Below are 15,737 nucleotides of genomic sequence, written 5' to 3'. Positions count from 1 at the left end.
CTCCTCGATGTGGCCTGATGAGGCGCTCGCGACACCGCGGCGCTGTTCAGGGCCATGGTAAGCGCTCGCTCAGGATGCCCGGCCCGCGGGTCAGCCCGCGATCGAGTCCAGCTGCTCGGCGGCGGGCCGCAGCGCCCACAGGTCACCGCCGGGAGGCGCCTCCAGCAGCCGCACCGCCTTCCGGGCGCGTGCGTCGCCGGCGTCCGCCGCCGCGTGCACGACATCGCTCGCCGCGTACCGGTGGAACTCCAGCTCGGGGTAGGGCCAGGCCGCGGCACCCGTCGACGCCGGCAGCAGGAAGTCGACCGCCTTGACCAGGCTCTGGCCCTCCGGTCCCCGGTAGGACCACAGGTCCACGCCGACGTGCCGTCCGATGGCCGCGAGCCGCGTGTACGCCACCAGGTCGAAGGTCGAGTAGTGCCAGCTGCGTGTCCGGGCGAGCTCCTGCGGCTGGCTGCCGTCGGCTGCGATCTGCGGGTCGATGCGCCTGGCGCGTGCGTCGAGCACCGTCCGCCGGGCGAGCGCCTCGTCGCCGGTCGCGTACGCCAGGGCGGCGAGCTGCATGTCGTAGAAGGTGCCGTGGTTGTTCTCGGCGGCACCTTCCTCCTTGCCGAACGACCCGTCGGTCAGCCAGGTACGGAAGGCGACGTTCCAGTCGTGCATCCCCGAGCGGTCGGCCTCGGACCAGCCGGGGGCGCCGGTGTTCAGGACGGCGATCGCGTCCAGGACGCCGGTGTACGACTGGGAGAAGTCGATGATCCCGATGGCCCTCCCGTCGTACCTGCACGGGATGAACTGCCCGTGGTCCAGCTCGGGGTTCATCCTGGTCGCCGGATCCAGGAACCATGTGCGCAGCACCTGGGCCGCCTTCTGCGCGTACTGCTTCCTGCCCGTGTAGTACCAGGCCAGCGCGAGGTCGTAGGTGGAGTCGAAGACCTTCTCCACGTCCTGGCGGTCGGTCCCCGTGTCGACCTCGGGGTTGCGCTGTCCGTCGCGCTGCTCGTAGGGGCACCCCCAGGGGTTGTCGGCCGTCCTCGGCTGCGTGGGCCACCAGTACGGGGCCTGGCTGAGGTAGTCGTGCACGTCTCCGCCGGGTGCGGGCCTGGGCTTGTCGACGACCGTCCAGGGACCCTGGTCGAGCCAGGCGTCGGCGCGTGCGGTCAGATCCCCGAGAGCCGCGCGCAGCCGGGGGTCTCCGTGGCCCAGCCGGATCCTGGTCTGCTGCAACCGGGTGCCGTCGAGGACGGCGGTTCTGGGGACCTTCGGTGCCGTGTGGGCCGATGCGCCGGGCACGAGGACGGCCGCGAAGGCGGTCACGGCGGCGAGCAGAACGGCCAGGCGGGGGCGTGCACTCATCAAGGCTCCGATCATAAATGTGAACGCAGTTCATGAGTGGGACCGTGTGAGCGTAGGACCGCCTGATGACCCTGACAATGGTTCGGACAATTCTTCACGTACAGAGAAAGAGAAGCTTCACCATGGATCTCGGCGTGCGCTGGAAGCTGCACGGAGACGGGCACACGCCCGCGCCCGGAGCGGTCGTCCGTCCCGACGAACGGCTCTCCTGGCCCCGCACGATCGGGCTCGGTGCGCAGCACGTCGTGGCGATGTTCGGGGCGAGTTTTGTGGCGCCCGTGCTCATGGGCCTCGACCCCAACCTCGCGATCATGATGTCCGGCGTCGCGACCGTCATCTTCCTGCTGGCGACCCGCGGACGGGTGCCCAGCTACCTCGGCTGCTCGCTCTCCTTCGTGGGCGTCGCCGCCGTGATCAGGGCACAGGGCGGCACCAGCGCGACCGTCACCGGCGCGGTGCTGGTCGTCGGCGCGGTGCTGTTCCTCGTGGGCCTCACGGTCCAGCGGTTCGGGGCGCGGATCATCCATGCCACGATGCCGCCGATCGTGACCGGCGCGGTCGTCATGCTGATCGGGTTCAACCTCGCCCCGGTGACCGCCTCGACGTACTGGCCGCAGGACCAGTGGACCGCGCTGCTGGTCATGCTGTTCACCGGGCTGGCCGTGGTGTGCCTGCGCGGTTTCTGGTCCCGGATCGCGATCTTCCTCGGGCTGGTCTTCGGCTACGGCCTCTCGTGGGTGTGCGACCGGGTCTTCGGGAAGATCCACTCGGTGGACGCGGGCGGGAAGCTCACCGACCACTGGCGCCTCGACCTGTCGGGCGTCGGCAGGGCGGACTGGATCGGCCTGCCCCATTTCCACGGACCGTCCTTCCAGTGGTCCGCGGTGCTGGTCGCCCTGCCCGTGGTGATCGCCCTGGTCGCCGAGAACGCGGGACATGTCAAGGCGGTCGGCGAGATGACGGGCGACCCGCTGGACGACAAGCTGGGCACGGCCATCTCCGCCGACGGCGTCGCGTCCGTGCTCTCGACCGCGGTCGGCGGCCCGCCCAACACGACGTACTCCGAGAACATTGGCGTGATGGCGGCCACCCGCGTCTACTCGACCGCCGCCTACTGGGCCGCCGCCGGCTTCGCCCTGCTCTTCGGTGTCTGCCCCAAGTTCGGGGCCGTCGTGGCCGCGATCCCCGGCGGGGTGCTCGGCGGGATCACCGTCATCCTGTACGGAATGATCGGCCTGCTCGGTGCGCAGATCTGGATCAACTCCAAGGTGGACCTGCGCAATCCGCTGAACCTGGTACCGGCCGCGGCGGGCATCATCATCGGCGTCGGCAACGTCAGCCTGAAGTTCAGCGACAGCTTCTCGCTGAGCGGTATCGCGCTGGGCACGCTGGTCGTCATCACCGGCTATCACGCGCTGCGGGCGATGGCCCCCGCCCACCTCAAGGGGCAGGAGCCGCTGCTGGACTCGGGAACCTCCTCGTACGACGAGGACGGCGCGGAAGGCCGCCGGGACGCCGCCACCACGCGGGACTCGGACGAGCGCGCCGGCTCGTAGTCGCTCCCGGACCCGGAACCCGTGGCTGCGCAGGCGCGCGGCCGGACCCTCCGGGCCGGAGAGCACCGGTCCGGCCGGAGTGACAGGAGGCGCGCGACCCGGTCCGCGGGCGCACCCGGGTGCCACGCGGCCCACGCCCTGTCCCCCACCTGGACCACCGGCGCGTTCCCCCGTTCCGGCGAAGCCCGCGGGCCGTCGGCCCCTGGACCGGGCGGGGCCTGCGACCCTGCCCCCATGGTCCGGTTGGAGCAGTACACGACCTCGGTGGACACGGTCGTCTCACGTATGCGCGCGCTCGACGAGTCATGGCCCGAGCACGACGGCGTCGCGGTCTTCAACCGCGTCTACCTCGCCGTCACCGAGGAGGTCGACCGCCGTCTGGACGCAGGGGACTTCCCCGACGCACGGGCCGCGAGCACGCTGGACGTCCGGTTCGCCGAGCGGTACCTGTCCGTCGCCGAGGAGGGGCCCCGACCGGCCTGCTGGCGGCCGTTGTTCCAGTTCCGGCGCCATCCGGGCGTGCGTCCGGTGCAGTTCGCGCTCGCCGGCATCAACGCGCACATCGGGCACGACCTCGCCCTCGCCCTCGTCGACGCCTGTCACACCCTCGGCTGTGAACCGGGTGATCTCGAGGACGAGTTCGATCGTGTCGGGGTCGTGCTCCTGTCGCTGGAGGAACGCATCCGCGAGGACCTGATGCCCGGCCCCGATCTGCTCCAGGTCGCCGACCCCCTCACCCATCTGCTCGGCGCCTGGAGCCTGGAGCGGGCGCGCGAGGCCGCCTGGTCCGCGGGGCGCGCCCTGTGGGCGCTGCGGGAACTTCCCGACCTGGCGGACGAGTTCGCCGGCCGGCTGGACGCGGCGGTGGGATTCGCCGGCCGGATCCTGCTCACCCCGCTGCCCGGATGATCCGGCCGGTTCTCGCCTGTCGCACGCGCAACCCCCGCACCGCGGTCGTACGTTGAACAAGCTGCACATCCAAGGCGAAGGAGCGACAGGTATGGCGACCCGGCTCGGACTCGGCCTCCCCCAGAACAAGCAGTACGACATCGGGCGCGATGTACCCGACGTGGCACGCACCGCCGAGGAGATGGGCTACGAGAGTCTGTGGGTGTACGAGCGGGCCCTGTTCCCGCTGGACTCCTCCCAGGGCCTGTACGGCGTCGAGGGACTGCCCTGGCCCGAGTCCTACCGCGGCGTGGCCGAGCCGCTGGTGACGCTCACCCTGGCCGCGGCCGCCACCCACCGCGCCCGGCTCGGGACGAGTGTGCTGGTGGCCCCCCTGCACGTGCCCTTCCAGCTCGCGAAGGCGTTCGCCACCCTGGACGCGGCGTCCGGCGGCCGGGTCGTGGCGGGCTTCGGCACGGGCTGGTCCCTGGACGAGTACGCGGCGGCGGCGGTACGCCCCTTCGAACAGCGCGGAAAGGCACTGGACGAGGTGATCGACGTCTGCCGGGCGGTATGGGGGGCGGACCCGGTCTCCTACGAGGGCACGGTCACGAAGCTCTCGTCCGTGGCCGTCGCACCCAAGCCCGCCCGGCCGATCCCGATCCTGCTGGCCGCGAGCAACAGCAGGGCCTTGCGGCGGCTCGTCGACAAGGCCGACGGCTGGCTCCCGGTCTCCGTGGGCGCCGAGCGCATCGCCGCGCAGTGGCGCGAGCTGCAGGACCTGGCCGCCGAGCGGGGCCGGGTCACACCGCTCCAGTCGGTGCTGCGCGTCAACGCCTCGTACTCCGCCAAGGCCTACGACGGCGCGGACCGCGCTCTCTTCCAGGGCGACGTCGACCAGATCGTGGAGGACCTGGTCGCCCATGCGGCGGTCGGCCTGGACGAGATCCTGATCGACCTGCAGACCTCCACGCGGGACGCCGAGGAGCTCAAGGACGTGGCCGCGGCGGTGTACACGGCGGCCCGGGCGGCCGGCGTCTGACCCCGGCGGGCGGCCGGGATCCGGCCGCCTGCCCCTGTGGGCCCGATGCCGGGGCGTCTCAGTCCTCCGGCAGCTCCACCGGCGCGATCTCGTCGTACACGTCACCGGGGCCGGGGTTGGACGGGTCGGTTCCGCCACCGAAGTGGTGCATGACGCCCCACACGGCGTTGAGCGCGGTCTGCACCGCGCCCTCCGCCCAGCCGGCCGTCCAGGAGATGTCGTCGCCGGCGAGGAAGATGCCCCGCTTCCCGTCGGGCAGCCGGTCCTGCATGAAGTGCGTGAACAGGCGCCGCTGGTAGCGGTAGTGACCGGGCAGGTTCGCCTTGAACGCACCCATGAAGTAGGGCTCGTTCTCCCAGGAGACCGTCACCGGGTTGCCGATGATGTGCTTCCTGATGTCGACCTTCGGGTAGATCTCGCCGAGCGACTTCAGCATCACCTCCATCCGCTCGTTCGCGGACAGCGGCAGCCACTTCAGGCTGTCGTCGCACCAGGTGTACGACAGGCAGATCACGGCCGGCCGGTCCGGGCCGTCGTCCAGCAGATAGGTCCCGCGGGTCATCCGGTCGGTGAGTGTCATCGACATCACGTCACGGCCGGTCTCCTCGTCCTTGTCCAGCCAGAACGGCCGGTCCACGGGCACGAAGAGCTTGCTGGACTCCATGTAGTGCGTGCGCTCGATAGCCGTCCAGTGGTCGATCGGGAACAGGGCGTCGTCGCAGGCGATCTTGGACAGCAGCATCCAGGACTGGGCCGTGAAGACCGCCGCCCGGTAGGTGCGAATGTGGCCCTGCGCGTCGGTGACCGTGATCCGGTCCCCTGCGGTGCGGTGCAGCCGGGTCACGGCGGGGCGCGGTTCGCCCCCCTCGTGCAGGGATCGCAGGGACGTCCCGTAGGGCCAGTGCACGATCTTCTGCGGCTCACGCTCCCACAGGCGCAGCGGCAGCTGCTGGGAGCCGCCGACGATCCCGCGGTGGTGGTCGTCGGCCTCGGTGTAGACGACGCGCAGGATCTCCAGGATGGAGTTGGGGAAGTCGGTGTCCCAGCCTCCGGTACCGAAGCCGACCTGCCCGAAGATCTCCCGGTGCCGGAAGGACTTGAAGGCCTCGGAGTCGCAGAGGAAGCCGTAGAAGGTCTGGTTGTCGAGCCTCTCGACGAGCGCGGACCAGATCTCCCGGATGCGCCGCACGTCGCGCTCGCGCATGGCCCGGTTCATGTCGGAGAAGTCGGCGCCCTCTTCCAGGCAGGCGTTCCACGCGTCGGCCACGTCGCGGTACACCTGCGGGAGGTCGTCGAGCGTCTCCGCGTAGTGGCTCTCGCCCTTCAGGTCGACGACGGTCGACGGGGTCGCCTCGGCGAGCGGGTTGGGGAACGGCGCGGTCTCGAGCCCGGCCAGGTCGATGTAGTGCTGCAGGGCCGTGGAGGACGGCGGGAAGCGCATGGCGCCCATCTCCGCGGTCAGCGAGGGGTCGCAGCCTTCGAAGCCGACGGTGCGCAGCCTGCCGCCGATCCGGTCGGCCTCGTACACGACGGGCTTGAGGCCCATCTTCATCAGCTCGTAGGCGGCGACGATGCCGGACAGGCCGCCGCCGATGACCGCCACCTCGGTTCCGTGCTCGGTCGCCGGTATCTGGCCGAGGCCCGCCGGGTGGGCGAGGAAGTCGTCGTACGCGAAGGGGAAGTCCGGGCCGAACATGGTGATCGGCGGCTGCTGCCCGTCGGTGTGCTGGGCGGCGTTGGGCACCGTGGACGTCATGGGGTGGGGACTCCTTGCGCGGAAGGTACTCGGTGGGACCGAGGGTCAGACGAGGGACCCGTAGAGGCCGGGGCGCCGGTCCTCGAGGTAGGGGTTCGCCGCACGGGACTCGGCCACACAGGCGGGGTCGACGTCGGCGAGGACGAGCTCCTCGACGCGGCCGGCGCGGACCCGGGCGATCCCGTCGGGGCCGGCGAGCGTGGAGAGTCCGACGAACTCGAACTCCCCCTCCTGGCCGACGCGGTTGACGTACGCCACGTACATCTGGTTCTCGAAGGCCCGCACCGGGACGAGGGACTCGGCGACGAACTGGAAGGGGTGCATCTGGGCCGTCGGGACCAGGAGGAGGTCGGTGCCGGCCAGAGCGTGGGCGCGGACGTTCTCCGGGAACTCCACGTCGTAGCAGATCATCAGCCCGACCCGCAGGCCGTGCAGCTGGGCCTGGACGACCGGCACGTCGCCCGGCGTGAAGTGGTCGCGCTCGAAGCAGCCGAACAGGTGGGTCTTGCGGTAGTTCGCCAGACGGTCGCCGTCGGCGGACAGCAGCTGGGCGGAGTTGAAGAGGCTCTCGCCGTCGCGCTCGGGGTAGCCGTAGGCGATCGCCAGACCGTGCGTGGAGGCGATCTCCGCGACGGCGTCGGCGGAGTCCCCGTCGGCGGGCTCGGCGAGGCGCACGATGTCGCCGCCGATCGCGTAACCGGTGAGGAACAGCTCCGGCGCGACGAGCAGTCCCGCACCCGCGGCGGCCGCCCGGCCCGCGGCCTCGTCGAGGACCTTGAGGTTCTCGAGGACCGAGCCGGGGCGTCCGGAGCTCTGGAGCAGGGCGGTGCGCATGCGTGGTCTCCACCGGTACCGAAGAGTGTTGGGGGGTCGCATAGACCGTACGGTCGGCTCCCTTGACCGGACAAGGAGGAGCCGTTGCGCGCCGGTGCGCGGATCATTGCGTCCGCAGGGGGCACGGCGGCGATTCGTTGCGCACCCCGCCGGGCGTCTTTCGGAGCGCTGAGGCGCAGGTCACAGCGGTGTTCCTACGGCTCCCACCACCGCTCCGCGATCTCCAGCGGCTCCGTGCCTGCCGCCGGTCCGTTCCGCGACATCCGCCGAGGAGGGATCGATGTGCACCGGGCCCGCTTCCGCCGGGTCACGGAGCCGTACGCGTACGACGGTGCGGGGCGATCCGCGTCCACGGCGAGCTCGGCGACCGGCCGCGCCCCACGGCTGAGGAGGCCGAGCAGACCGTGGACGCACCATCGGCCCCGTCGACCCGTTCGTGTCCTCGTACCGGTGCTCGTCGCTCGCCGGTGGACAGGGGCCCTCCGGGCCGGCGGCCGAACGGAAGGCCGCGTCCGGGTGGCGGCCGATGCGGCGGACGGGCGGCGCCGTCGCGTGGGCGAGCCGCCCGACGCCGGTCTGCGCCGCCCTCGGCACGGGCGGACGGCTGCCGTCGCCGGCCGGGGTGAGAAGGAGCGTCCCCGCCGGGGTACCGAAGAGGCGGGCGTCGTCGGGCAGCACCATCGCCTGCCGCACCTCCCCCGCCTCGCTCCGGGGCCCCACGTCCCCGGCCCGGCGACCGCGACGGCGAGCCACCCTCGTGCTGCCGTGCGGGAACCCGGCACGACGCGACCTCGATGCCGTACCCGGCCGTCGGCCGTTCGACGACGTGGAGCCCCGAGCCGGAGGATCAGTCGCCGTGGGACACGGTGAACGTCGTGATCACCGCCGCGTGGTCGGAGGGCCAGGCGTTGCCGGACACGTCGGGCCAGGGCCGCGGATCGCCGCTGACGAAGGTGCGTGAGTCGAGCACCTCGAGACCCCGGTGCAGGACGTAGTCGATCCGGTCCTGCGGTTCGGGGCGTCCGCTGCCGTCCTCGTGCACCGGGTGGATCGGCGACCAGGTGTGACCGGGGTCGGCGGCCGGGTCCGGACGCGCCTCGCGATAGGAGTCGCCGAAGCCCGCCTCCTCGGCCGCCCTCGTCACCGGCCACGCGACGTCGGGCCAGTCCAGATGGGAGGGGCAGTTGAAGTCGCCCATGAGCACCACCGGCACTCCGTCGTCGGACGACTCCTCGATCCACCGCAGGGCCTCGCGCATCTGCGCGAGTCGAACCTCTTCGTGGGCGACGAGCCGGTCCGCCGGGAGCCCGTCGAAGACGGACTCGTAGGGGCCGTAGGGCGTGTAGTGCAGGTGGGCCGTCCAGATGTCGACCTCCCGACCGGGGGCGATCCGGATCCGGACCCCCGCCGCACCGTAGAAGCCCACGTCCGGGTCGCCGAAGCGGTGGGTGATCGGATGACGGCTGATGATGCCGAGGTTCTCGCCGGCCCGGTGGTGGTACCAGCCGAGGGCGTCGGCGAGCTCCTGGGCCGCGATGCCCCCGGTCTCCTGAAGGCCGACGACGTCCGCGCCGCTCTCCGCGATCGCCTTGAGCTGCTTGGCCCGGTGGTCGTCGACCGGGGTGCCGCCGAGCCAGAGGTTCCAGCTCATCACGGGGAGCACGTGCCCGGTCGTTCGATCGGCCGCCTCCGCGGCGGCCATGGCGCGCAGGTCATCCGGCGTGATCCCGGCGAGGCTCGCCCGCACCGTACGGCCGGGCGCCGCGTCGATCGGAGCGAGCGAGGGCACCGCGAGCACCACGCACCCGGCCGCCTCGGCCGACCAGACGCCGGTGTGGGTGTCCTCCACGGCCACGCAGGCCGCAGGGTCGACGCCGAGGGCGCGGCAGGCCGCGAGATAGGGGGCGGGGTCGGGCTTGGTGCGGTCGGTGTCGTCGGCGGTGACGGAGACCGCGAAGCGCCCGGCGCCGAGCGCCTCGAGCACCGTGTCGGCGACGGTCCGGGGAGAGGCGGTGACCAGCGCGGTGGGCACGCCGTCGCGGGCGAGGGCGTCCAGCAGGTCGAGGGCGCCGGGGCGCGGGACGATGCCGGCCCGGACGCGGCCGACGAACTCCTGGTGCAGCCGCTCGGCGAGCTCGGCGGCCGAGGCGCCCGTGGTCGCGGCGAGCCACTCGGCGGTGTGCTCCACCGGACGGCCGAGCACCTCGGGCTGGTCCGCCTCGGTGAGAGGCCGCTCGGCGACGTGTTCCACCGCCTCCCACCACTGCAGCTCGGTGTCGACGAGCGTGCCGTCCATATCGAACAGGACCGCCTGCAGCGGGGCGCCGGAAACGTGGCCGACAAGGCTCTTCACCAAGACATTCTCTTTCTTCTCACCGGACCCGGACGTACGCGGGCACGGTCATGGATCGGTTGTCACCCCACCGTTCGGCACGTGTGGGGCGGACGGGCGGACGGCCCCACCGAATCGCGGGGTCGTGCGTGCCCTCTCGTTCCCGATCCCGCATTCGGCCGCCGGGCCTACGAGCGGATGGACGATGTGTTCACGGACGGGACGTCAGGAAAACCGGAGGATCACCCACCGGTGCATCTGTGACGACCCGGATTCGGGTGCCGGGCCGAAGGGCCGGCCCGGCACTGGCCGAAGGCCGTCCCGGCCGCAGACGGCCGGGACGGTCCTCACCCCTTGGTGCGCTCCGCCACCACGACCGGCAGCTCGGGCAGCGTGACCGCCACTCGCGCCCCGGCCGGGAAGTCGGCGGCCCGCCGGGTGGGCACGTCGGCCTTGACGTCGTACCCCTCGGGCAGTCGCACGGTGATGCGGGTGGTCGCCCCGAGGAAGGCTCCGGACGTCACCAGTCCGTCGCCCTGGGGATCCGGCGCCAGCTCCACCGCCTCCGGACGGACCAGCACGTCCACGCTCGCGCCCACGGCGGCGGCCCCGCCCGTCACCGGCACCCGGCTTCCCAGCGCCTCGGCGACGTCCGCCGCGGCCATCCGGCCCGGGATCCGGCTCACCGTTCCGACGAACTCGGCGACGAAGGCGGTCGCCGGGCGGGAGTAGAGCTCCGTGGGCGAGGAACACTGCTCGACCCGGCCGGCCCGCATCACGGCGACCCGGTCGGCCATCGACAGGGCCTCTTCCTGATCGTGCGTCACGAACAGGGTGGTGATGCCCAGTTCCTGCTGCAGTCGGCGGATCTCCTCGCGCAGGGTGGTGCGCACCTTGGCGTCCAGCGCCGACAGCGGCTCGTCGAGCAGCAGCACCCGCGGGCGCAGTGCGAGCGCACGGGCCAGCGCGATGCGCTGCTGCTGACCGCCGGAGAGCTGGTGCGGGAAGCGCTCGCCCTTGTCGGCCAGGCCCACCAGGTCGAGCAGCTCCGCGGCCCTGGCGCGCCGCTGAGCGGTGCCGACCTTGCGCATGCGCAGGCCGAAGGCCACGTTGTCGAGGGCGCTGAGGTGCGGGAAGAGGCTGTACGACTGGAAGACCATGCCGGCGTCGCGCCGGTGGGCCGGGACGCCCGAGACGTCCACGCCGTCGACCAGCACCTCCCCGGAATCGGGGTGCTCGAACCCGGCGAGCATGCGCAGCGCGGTGGTCTTGCCGCAGCCGGACGGGCCGAGCAGGGCGAGGAGTTCGCCCGGCCGGACCGTCAGGTCGAGCCCGTCGAGGGCGACCGAGCTCCCGAACTGGCGTCGCAGGCCGCGGAATTCTACGGTGGCGGCGCCGGCCTTGGCTGTCTTCTCGTTCTCTGGGGCGGTGAGGGTCATGGCGGTGTCATCCCTAAGGGGCGGTACGGGAAGGGGTGCGGCGCCCGCCGACGGCGGCGAGGGCGAGCAGCAGCACCCAGGTCACGAGCAGGCTGAGCACGGAGACGGCGACGGACATCTGGGCCTGGGCGCCGGAGATGTCCACGATCCACACCGCGAAGGGCTGGTAGCCCAGCAGATGGGAGACGGTGAACTCACCGAGCACCAGCGCGAGGGTCAGGAACGAGGCGTTCAGCAGGGCCCCGCGCAGGTTCGGCAGCACGGCCCGCACCAGTGCCTGCGGCCAGCTCGCGCCGCAGCTGCGGGCGGCCTCGACGAGGGTGCGCACGTCGACGGCCCGCAGTCCGGCGTCCAGGGCCTGGTAGACGAACGGCAGCGCCATCACGACGTACGCGAGGACGAGGACGAACGGGTAGTTCTCGTTCTGGATCGCCACGATCGTCTGGAAGAGCGGAGTGCGCGATAGGTATTCCGGCCCCCACTTCAGCACCGTGCTGATCCCGGCGACGAACGCGATGGGCGGCACGACGAGCGGCAGCGAGCAGACGACCGCGACGACGGACCTCAGCTTCGGCGCACCGAGTCGCAGCGCGACCATGGCGGGGACCATCAGCAGCAGGACCAGGACGATGGTGGTCACCGCCAGCTCCAGGGAGAGCAGCAGGCTGTCGGTGAAGCCCTCGGTGCCGACGATCTGGCTGTAGGCACCGAACGTGACATGGTCGCCGGAGTCGACCGAGAAGACCACGGACGCGGCCAGCGGGACGAGGAAGTACACCGCGGCCGCGGCCAGGACGAGACCTCGCCCGGGCCGGAAGCGCGTGCGGGAGAAGGTCAGGCGAGCCATCGCGAGCTCCGTCGTTGCAGGGGCAGGTACACGGCCATCACCAGACCTGCGACCACGACCATGTCGAGGCTGAGGGCCAGTGCCACGTTCTCCTGTCCGACGAGAACGTTTCCGGAGAGGGCGTCGGCTATCTGCAGCGTGACCAGCGGGACGGTGCTGCCGACCATCGCGGCCGCGGTGGCGTACGCGGCGAACGCGCTGCCGAAGAGCAGCACGAAACCGCCGAGCAGAGACGGGGTGAGCACCGGCAGCGCGACGTGACGCCAGTACTGTCCGTGGGTGGCGCCGTTGTTCTGCGCGGCCTCCCGCCACTGGGCGCGCAGCCCCTCGAGGGCCGGCGTGATGGTGAGGACCATCAGCGGTACGAGGAAGTACAGGTAGACCAGGGTCAGACCCCAGAAGCTGTACAGGTCGAAGCCCGCGTCCTTCAGGCCCAGGCGCCCGGTGAGGACGCCGGAGTTGCCGAGGGTGGCGACGAAGGCGAAGGCCAGCGGCACACCGCCGAAGTTGGCGAGCACGCCCGAGGCCGTCAGCACCGCCTCACGCAGGAAACGGAAGCGCGAGGTCACCACTGCCTGGGCGAGAAGCAACCCGAACAACGTGGCGATGGCGGCGGACACCGCGGACAGCTTCACGCTGCCGAGCAGTGCCGTCAGATACGCGCCCTGCAAGGAGCTGCTCAGGTTCTCGCCACTGTACGAAGTGGCACCCGTCGCCTGGTCCTTGACGGTGAAGGCGCCGTTCAGCATGGCCAGGGCGGGCAGCCCGAAGGTGATCGCGGTGAAGGCCAGCAGCGGAACGACCGCGAGCCAGCCGGGGGCGCGGCGCCGTCGCTTCGCCGAAGCGACGGGCGCCACGTCCACGCGCGGGAGGGCGGTGGTCATCCGGAGACGGCCTTACCCCAGCCCTGCGCGATGACCGTCTTGGCCTTGTTCTGCTGGTCCTCGGACGGGAAGGAAGGCGTGCCCGTGACCGCGGGCAGCTTGGCCGCGGCGTCCTTGTCCAGCGTGCCGGCCTTGTCCATCGCGGTCATGAGGGCCGGACGGGCGTAACCCTTGAGCCAGAGGTTCTGGCCCTCGGTGCTGTAGAGGTACTCCTGCCACAGGCGGGCGGCCGCCGGGTGCGGGGCGTCCTTGTTGATGGCCTGCGAGTAGTACTGGGCGTACTGGCCGTCGCTCGGGACGGAGACCTTCCAGTCCAGGCCCTTGGACTTGAACTCGTCGGCGTAGCCGGCGTTCAGGTAGTCCCAGTCGATGCTGATCGGGGTCTCACCCTTCTCGACGGTGGCCGGGGTGGACTCGACGGGCGTGTAGTTGCCGTTCTTCTTCAGCTTGGCGAAGAAGTCGAGGCCCGCCTGGACGTCGTCGAAGGAGCCGCCGTTCGCGAGCGCGGCCGCGTAGACACCACCGAAGGCCGAACCGGACTTGGTGGGGTTGCCGTTGAGCGCGACCTGGCCCTTGTACTGCGGCTTCAGCAGGTCGGCGAAGGTGGTCGGGCACGTCTTGACCCGCTTGGCGTCGCAGCCGATGGAGACGTAGCCGCCGTAGTCGTTGTACCAGCGGGCCTGCGGGTCCTTCTGCGCGGACGGGAGGTCACCGAAGGAGGCGACCTTGTACGGCGCGAGCAGCCCCTGCTGGGCGGCGCTCAGGGCGAAGGAGCTGCCGAGGTCGAGGACGTCGGGAGCGCGGTCCTGGCCCTTGCGCGTGGTGACGGCGTTGATCTCGTCCTGGCTGCTGGCGTCCGGGCTCTCGTCCTCGATCTTGATGCCGTACTTCTTCTGGAAGCCGTCGATGAGGGCGCCGTAGTTGGCCCAGTCGCGCGGCAGCGCGATGGCGTGCAGCGTGCCTTCCTTCTTGGCCGCCGCGACCAGGGCGTCCATGCCACCCATGTCGGCGGCGGAGGTGGCGGTCGCGGCGCTCTTGCCGTCGGTGGTGGTCGATGCGTTGTCGGTCGCGGCGCCGCAGGCGCTCAGGGCGAGCGCGGCAACAACGGCGAGGCTGCCGCTGAGGACGGTGGTTCTCGACAGGGACACTGGTTCTCCAGGGGAGGCACGAGGAGTACGGAGCACTTGTCTGAACAAGTTGGCCCCAGTACGCCCGGCGCCGATGTCCTGTCAGTGAACAGAGGCGAAACCCTGAACCTTTGTTGCCTGCACATTCGCGACCGGCGTAGATCACGCTCAGGTCTCGTTTAGTCTGTTCGAGCTGTGCACAGCAGTCGACCAAGAGGGGAAGCATGACGGCCCGACATGAGGAGATCGCGGACGAATTGCGTCGCGCGATCGACCGCGAGGAGTACACCGTCGGCAGTCTGCTGCCCACGGAGACCGACCTCGCGGCCCACTACGGCGTCTCCCGCGGCACGGTCCGCCAGGCCGTCGCGGCCCTCACCGCCGAGGGACTCATCGGGTCACGGCAGGGCGCCCGCCGGGTGGTCCTGGCCAGCCGGCGCAGCCAGAGCTTCGCGGAGCTGCGCAGCTTCGCCGAGTGGGCGCGGGCGATGGGCCGGGAGGCCACCGGGCGCGTCGTGGCGCAGACCTACCGTCCGGCGACCAAGGAGGACGCGGTACGCCTCCACCTGCCCGAGCAGACCCCGGTGCTGCACGTCCTGCGCGTACGCGGACTGGACGGGGAGCCCGTGCTGCTGGAGCGAACCGTGTACGCGGACTGGATCTCCCCGGCGGTCGAGGCCATAGAGCCCGACTGCCCCTCCGTCACCCAGCGCCTCTTCGAGGACCGGGGCCTGGTCTTCGCGTACGGCGAGCACGTCATCGACGCGGTCGCGGCGGGGGCCCAGGACGCCGAACTGCTCGGCATCCGGCGCACCAGCCCGCTGCTGCGGGTCCGCCGCGTCACGACCACACGCGAAGGGCGCCCGGTGGAGTGGTCCGACGACCGCTACCGCTCGGACGCCGTGAGCTTCAGCGTGCACAACTCGATAGGAAACAACGCGCTGGCCCGCAAGACGGCCGAGTGACCCGGCCGCACCCCCGGGGGTGTCAGGTGGGCGAGCCCGAGGAGAACCGGCGCAGCAACGGCGAGAGGACGAGCACCGATTTGGTGCGCTCCACGAAGGGCTCCCCGGCGATCCGCTCCAGCACGCGCTCGAAGTGGCGCATGTCGGCGGCGAAGACCTGGGCGATCGCGTCGGCCTCACCGGTGACGGTGGAGGCGGCCACGACCTCCTGGTAGCGCTCCAGGCCCCGCCGGATGGTCTCCGGTGAGGTGTGGCGCCGGCAGTAGAGCTCGACGAACCCCTCCGTCTCCCAGCCGAGCGCCCTCGGGTCCACCCGGACGGTGAACCCGGTGATGGCGCCGGTCGCGCGCAGTCTGTCCACGCGCCGCTTGACGGCGGGCGCGGACAGGCCGACGAGCTGGCCGATGTCCGCGTAGGAGCGGCGGGCGTCCTCGGCCAGGGCGTGGACGATGCGTTCGTCGAGGTCGTTCAGCAAGGCGGGTGGTTCACTTCTCTGCGGTGAGTGCGGTCGGCGCGGGCTCCACGGCGGCCGACCGGGAACGGCGGTGGCCCTACAGGAAGTAGAACACGAGCCCTAGGGCCGTCCGGCACCCGAAGTCGGCCGGGGCGCGGGCGGTCGCACGGACGCCGTCGGGGCCGCCTGCCCCTTGCACCACGTGCGGCACGCAGGCACCCCGCGGCGGTTCCCGCGGGGAAAGGGCCCCTGACGCC

General features: G+C 71.5%; 13 protein-coding genes. 4 read left to right on the top strand and 9 right to left on the bottom strand.

Annotation, left to right across the window (positions count from 1 at the left end; translation table 11 throughout):
- Positions 1-90: 90 nt before the first annotated feature.
- Positions 91-1,356, bottom strand: a complete 1,266-nt coding sequence (locus RCR19_RS30770) for an alginate lyase family protein (protein ID WP_331268076.1) — start codon at positions 1,354-1,356, stop codon at positions 91-93.
- Between the two features lie 122 nt (positions 1,357-1,478).
- Between RCR19_RS30770 and RCR19_RS30765 the strand changes: the two genes are divergently transcribed.
- From RCR19_RS30765 to RCR19_RS30755, 3 genes are all read left to right on the top strand, one after another.
- Positions 1,479-2,912: a solute carrier family 23 protein gene (locus RCR19_RS30765; protein ID WP_331268075.1), complete on the top strand. Its 1,434-nt coding sequence runs from the start codon at positions 1,479-1,481 to the stop codon at positions 2,910-2,912.
- A 234-nt stretch (positions 2,913-3,146) separates the two neighbouring features.
- On the top strand, positions 3,147-3,821 hold the full coding sequence (locus RCR19_RS30760) for a DUF5995 family protein (RefSeq protein ID WP_331268074.1): 675 nt from the start codon (positions 3,147-3,149) through the stop codon (positions 3,819-3,821).
- A 91-nt stretch (positions 3,822-3,912) separates the two neighbouring features.
- Positions 3,913-4,842, top strand: coding sequence for an LLM class F420-dependent oxidoreductase (locus tag RCR19_RS30755; protein ID WP_331268073.1), 930 nt, complete (start codon positions 3,913-3,915; stop codon positions 4,840-4,842).
- A gap of 58 nt (positions 4,843-4,900) precedes the next feature.
- On the opposite strand, the gene RCR19_RS30750 is transcribed toward RCR19_RS30755, so the two are convergent.
- The 7 genes from RCR19_RS30750 to RCR19_RS30720 all read right to left on the bottom strand — a co-directional run bounded on the left by RCR19_RS30750 (position 4,901) and on the right by RCR19_RS30720 (position 14,082).
- On the bottom strand, positions 4,901-6,598 hold the full coding sequence (locus RCR19_RS30750; RefSeq protein WP_331268072.1) for an NAD(P)/FAD-dependent oxidoreductase: 1,698 nt from the start codon (positions 6,596-6,598) through the stop codon (positions 4,901-4,903).
- Positions 6,599-6,643: 45 nt separating this feature from the next.
- Positions 6,644-7,432, bottom strand: a complete 789-nt coding sequence (locus RCR19_RS30745) for a carbon-nitrogen hydrolase family protein (RefSeq protein WP_331268071.1) — start codon at positions 7,430-7,432, stop codon at positions 6,644-6,646.
- Positions 7,433-8,279: 847 nt separating this feature from the next.
- Positions 8,280-9,785 (bottom strand): HAD-IA family hydrolase, encoded by a 1,506-nt coding sequence (locus RCR19_RS30740; protein ID WP_331268070.1) that lies wholly within the window; start codon positions 9,783-9,785, stop codon positions 8,280-8,282.
- A gap of 326 nt (positions 9,786-10,111) precedes the next feature.
- Positions 10,112-11,203, bottom strand: coding sequence for an ABC transporter ATP-binding protein (locus RCR19_RS30735; RefSeq protein WP_331268069.1), 1,092 nt, complete (start codon positions 11,201-11,203; stop codon positions 10,112-10,114).
- A gap of 13 nt (positions 11,204-11,216) precedes the next feature.
- Positions 11,217-12,050 (bottom strand): ABC transporter permease subunit, encoded by an 834-nt coding sequence (locus tag RCR19_RS30730; protein ID WP_331268068.1) that lies wholly within the window; start codon positions 12,048-12,050, stop codon positions 11,217-11,219.
- On the bottom strand, positions 12,038-12,934 hold the full coding sequence (locus RCR19_RS30725; RefSeq protein ID WP_059125520.1) for an ABC transporter permease subunit: 897 nt from the start codon (positions 12,932-12,934) through the stop codon (positions 12,038-12,040). The genes RCR19_RS30730 and RCR19_RS30725 overlap by 13 nt, the downstream gene beginning before the upstream one ends.
- Entirely contained in the window at positions 12,931-14,082 is a 1,152-nt protein-coding gene (locus RCR19_RS30720) for an ABC transporter substrate-binding protein (RefSeq protein ID WP_331268067.1), read from the bottom strand. The genes RCR19_RS30725 and RCR19_RS30720 overlap by 4 nt, the downstream gene beginning before the upstream one ends.
- Before the next feature lie 203 nt (positions 14,083-14,285).
- On the opposite strand from RCR19_RS30720, the gene RCR19_RS30715 reads away from it, so the two are divergent.
- The gene (locus tag RCR19_RS30715) at positions 14,286-15,026 is read left to right on the top strand and encodes a GntR family transcriptional regulator (RefSeq protein ID WP_331268066.1); all 741 of its coding nucleotides are present in this window, start codon (positions 14,286-14,288) and stop codon (positions 15,024-15,026) included.
- 22 nt (positions 15,027-15,048) lie between these two features.
- Here RCR19_RS30715 and RCR19_RS30710 read toward each other — a convergent pair whose 3' ends face one another.
- Positions 15,049-15,501: an Lrp/AsnC family transcriptional regulator gene (locus tag RCR19_RS30710; protein WP_331268065.1), complete on the bottom strand. Its 453-nt coding sequence runs from the start codon at positions 15,499-15,501 to the stop codon at positions 15,049-15,051.
- Positions 15,502-15,737: the final 236 nt, after the last annotated feature.

Source organism: Streptomyces sp. WAC07094 (assembly GCF_036320405.1).
Taxonomy (GTDB): domain Bacteria; phylum Actinomycetota; class Actinomycetes; order Streptomycetales; family Streptomycetaceae; genus Streptomyces; species Streptomyces lannensis.
The sequence above is the reverse complement of the archived record's forward strand: the minus strand, read 5'-3'. Positions and strand labels throughout refer to the sequence as shown.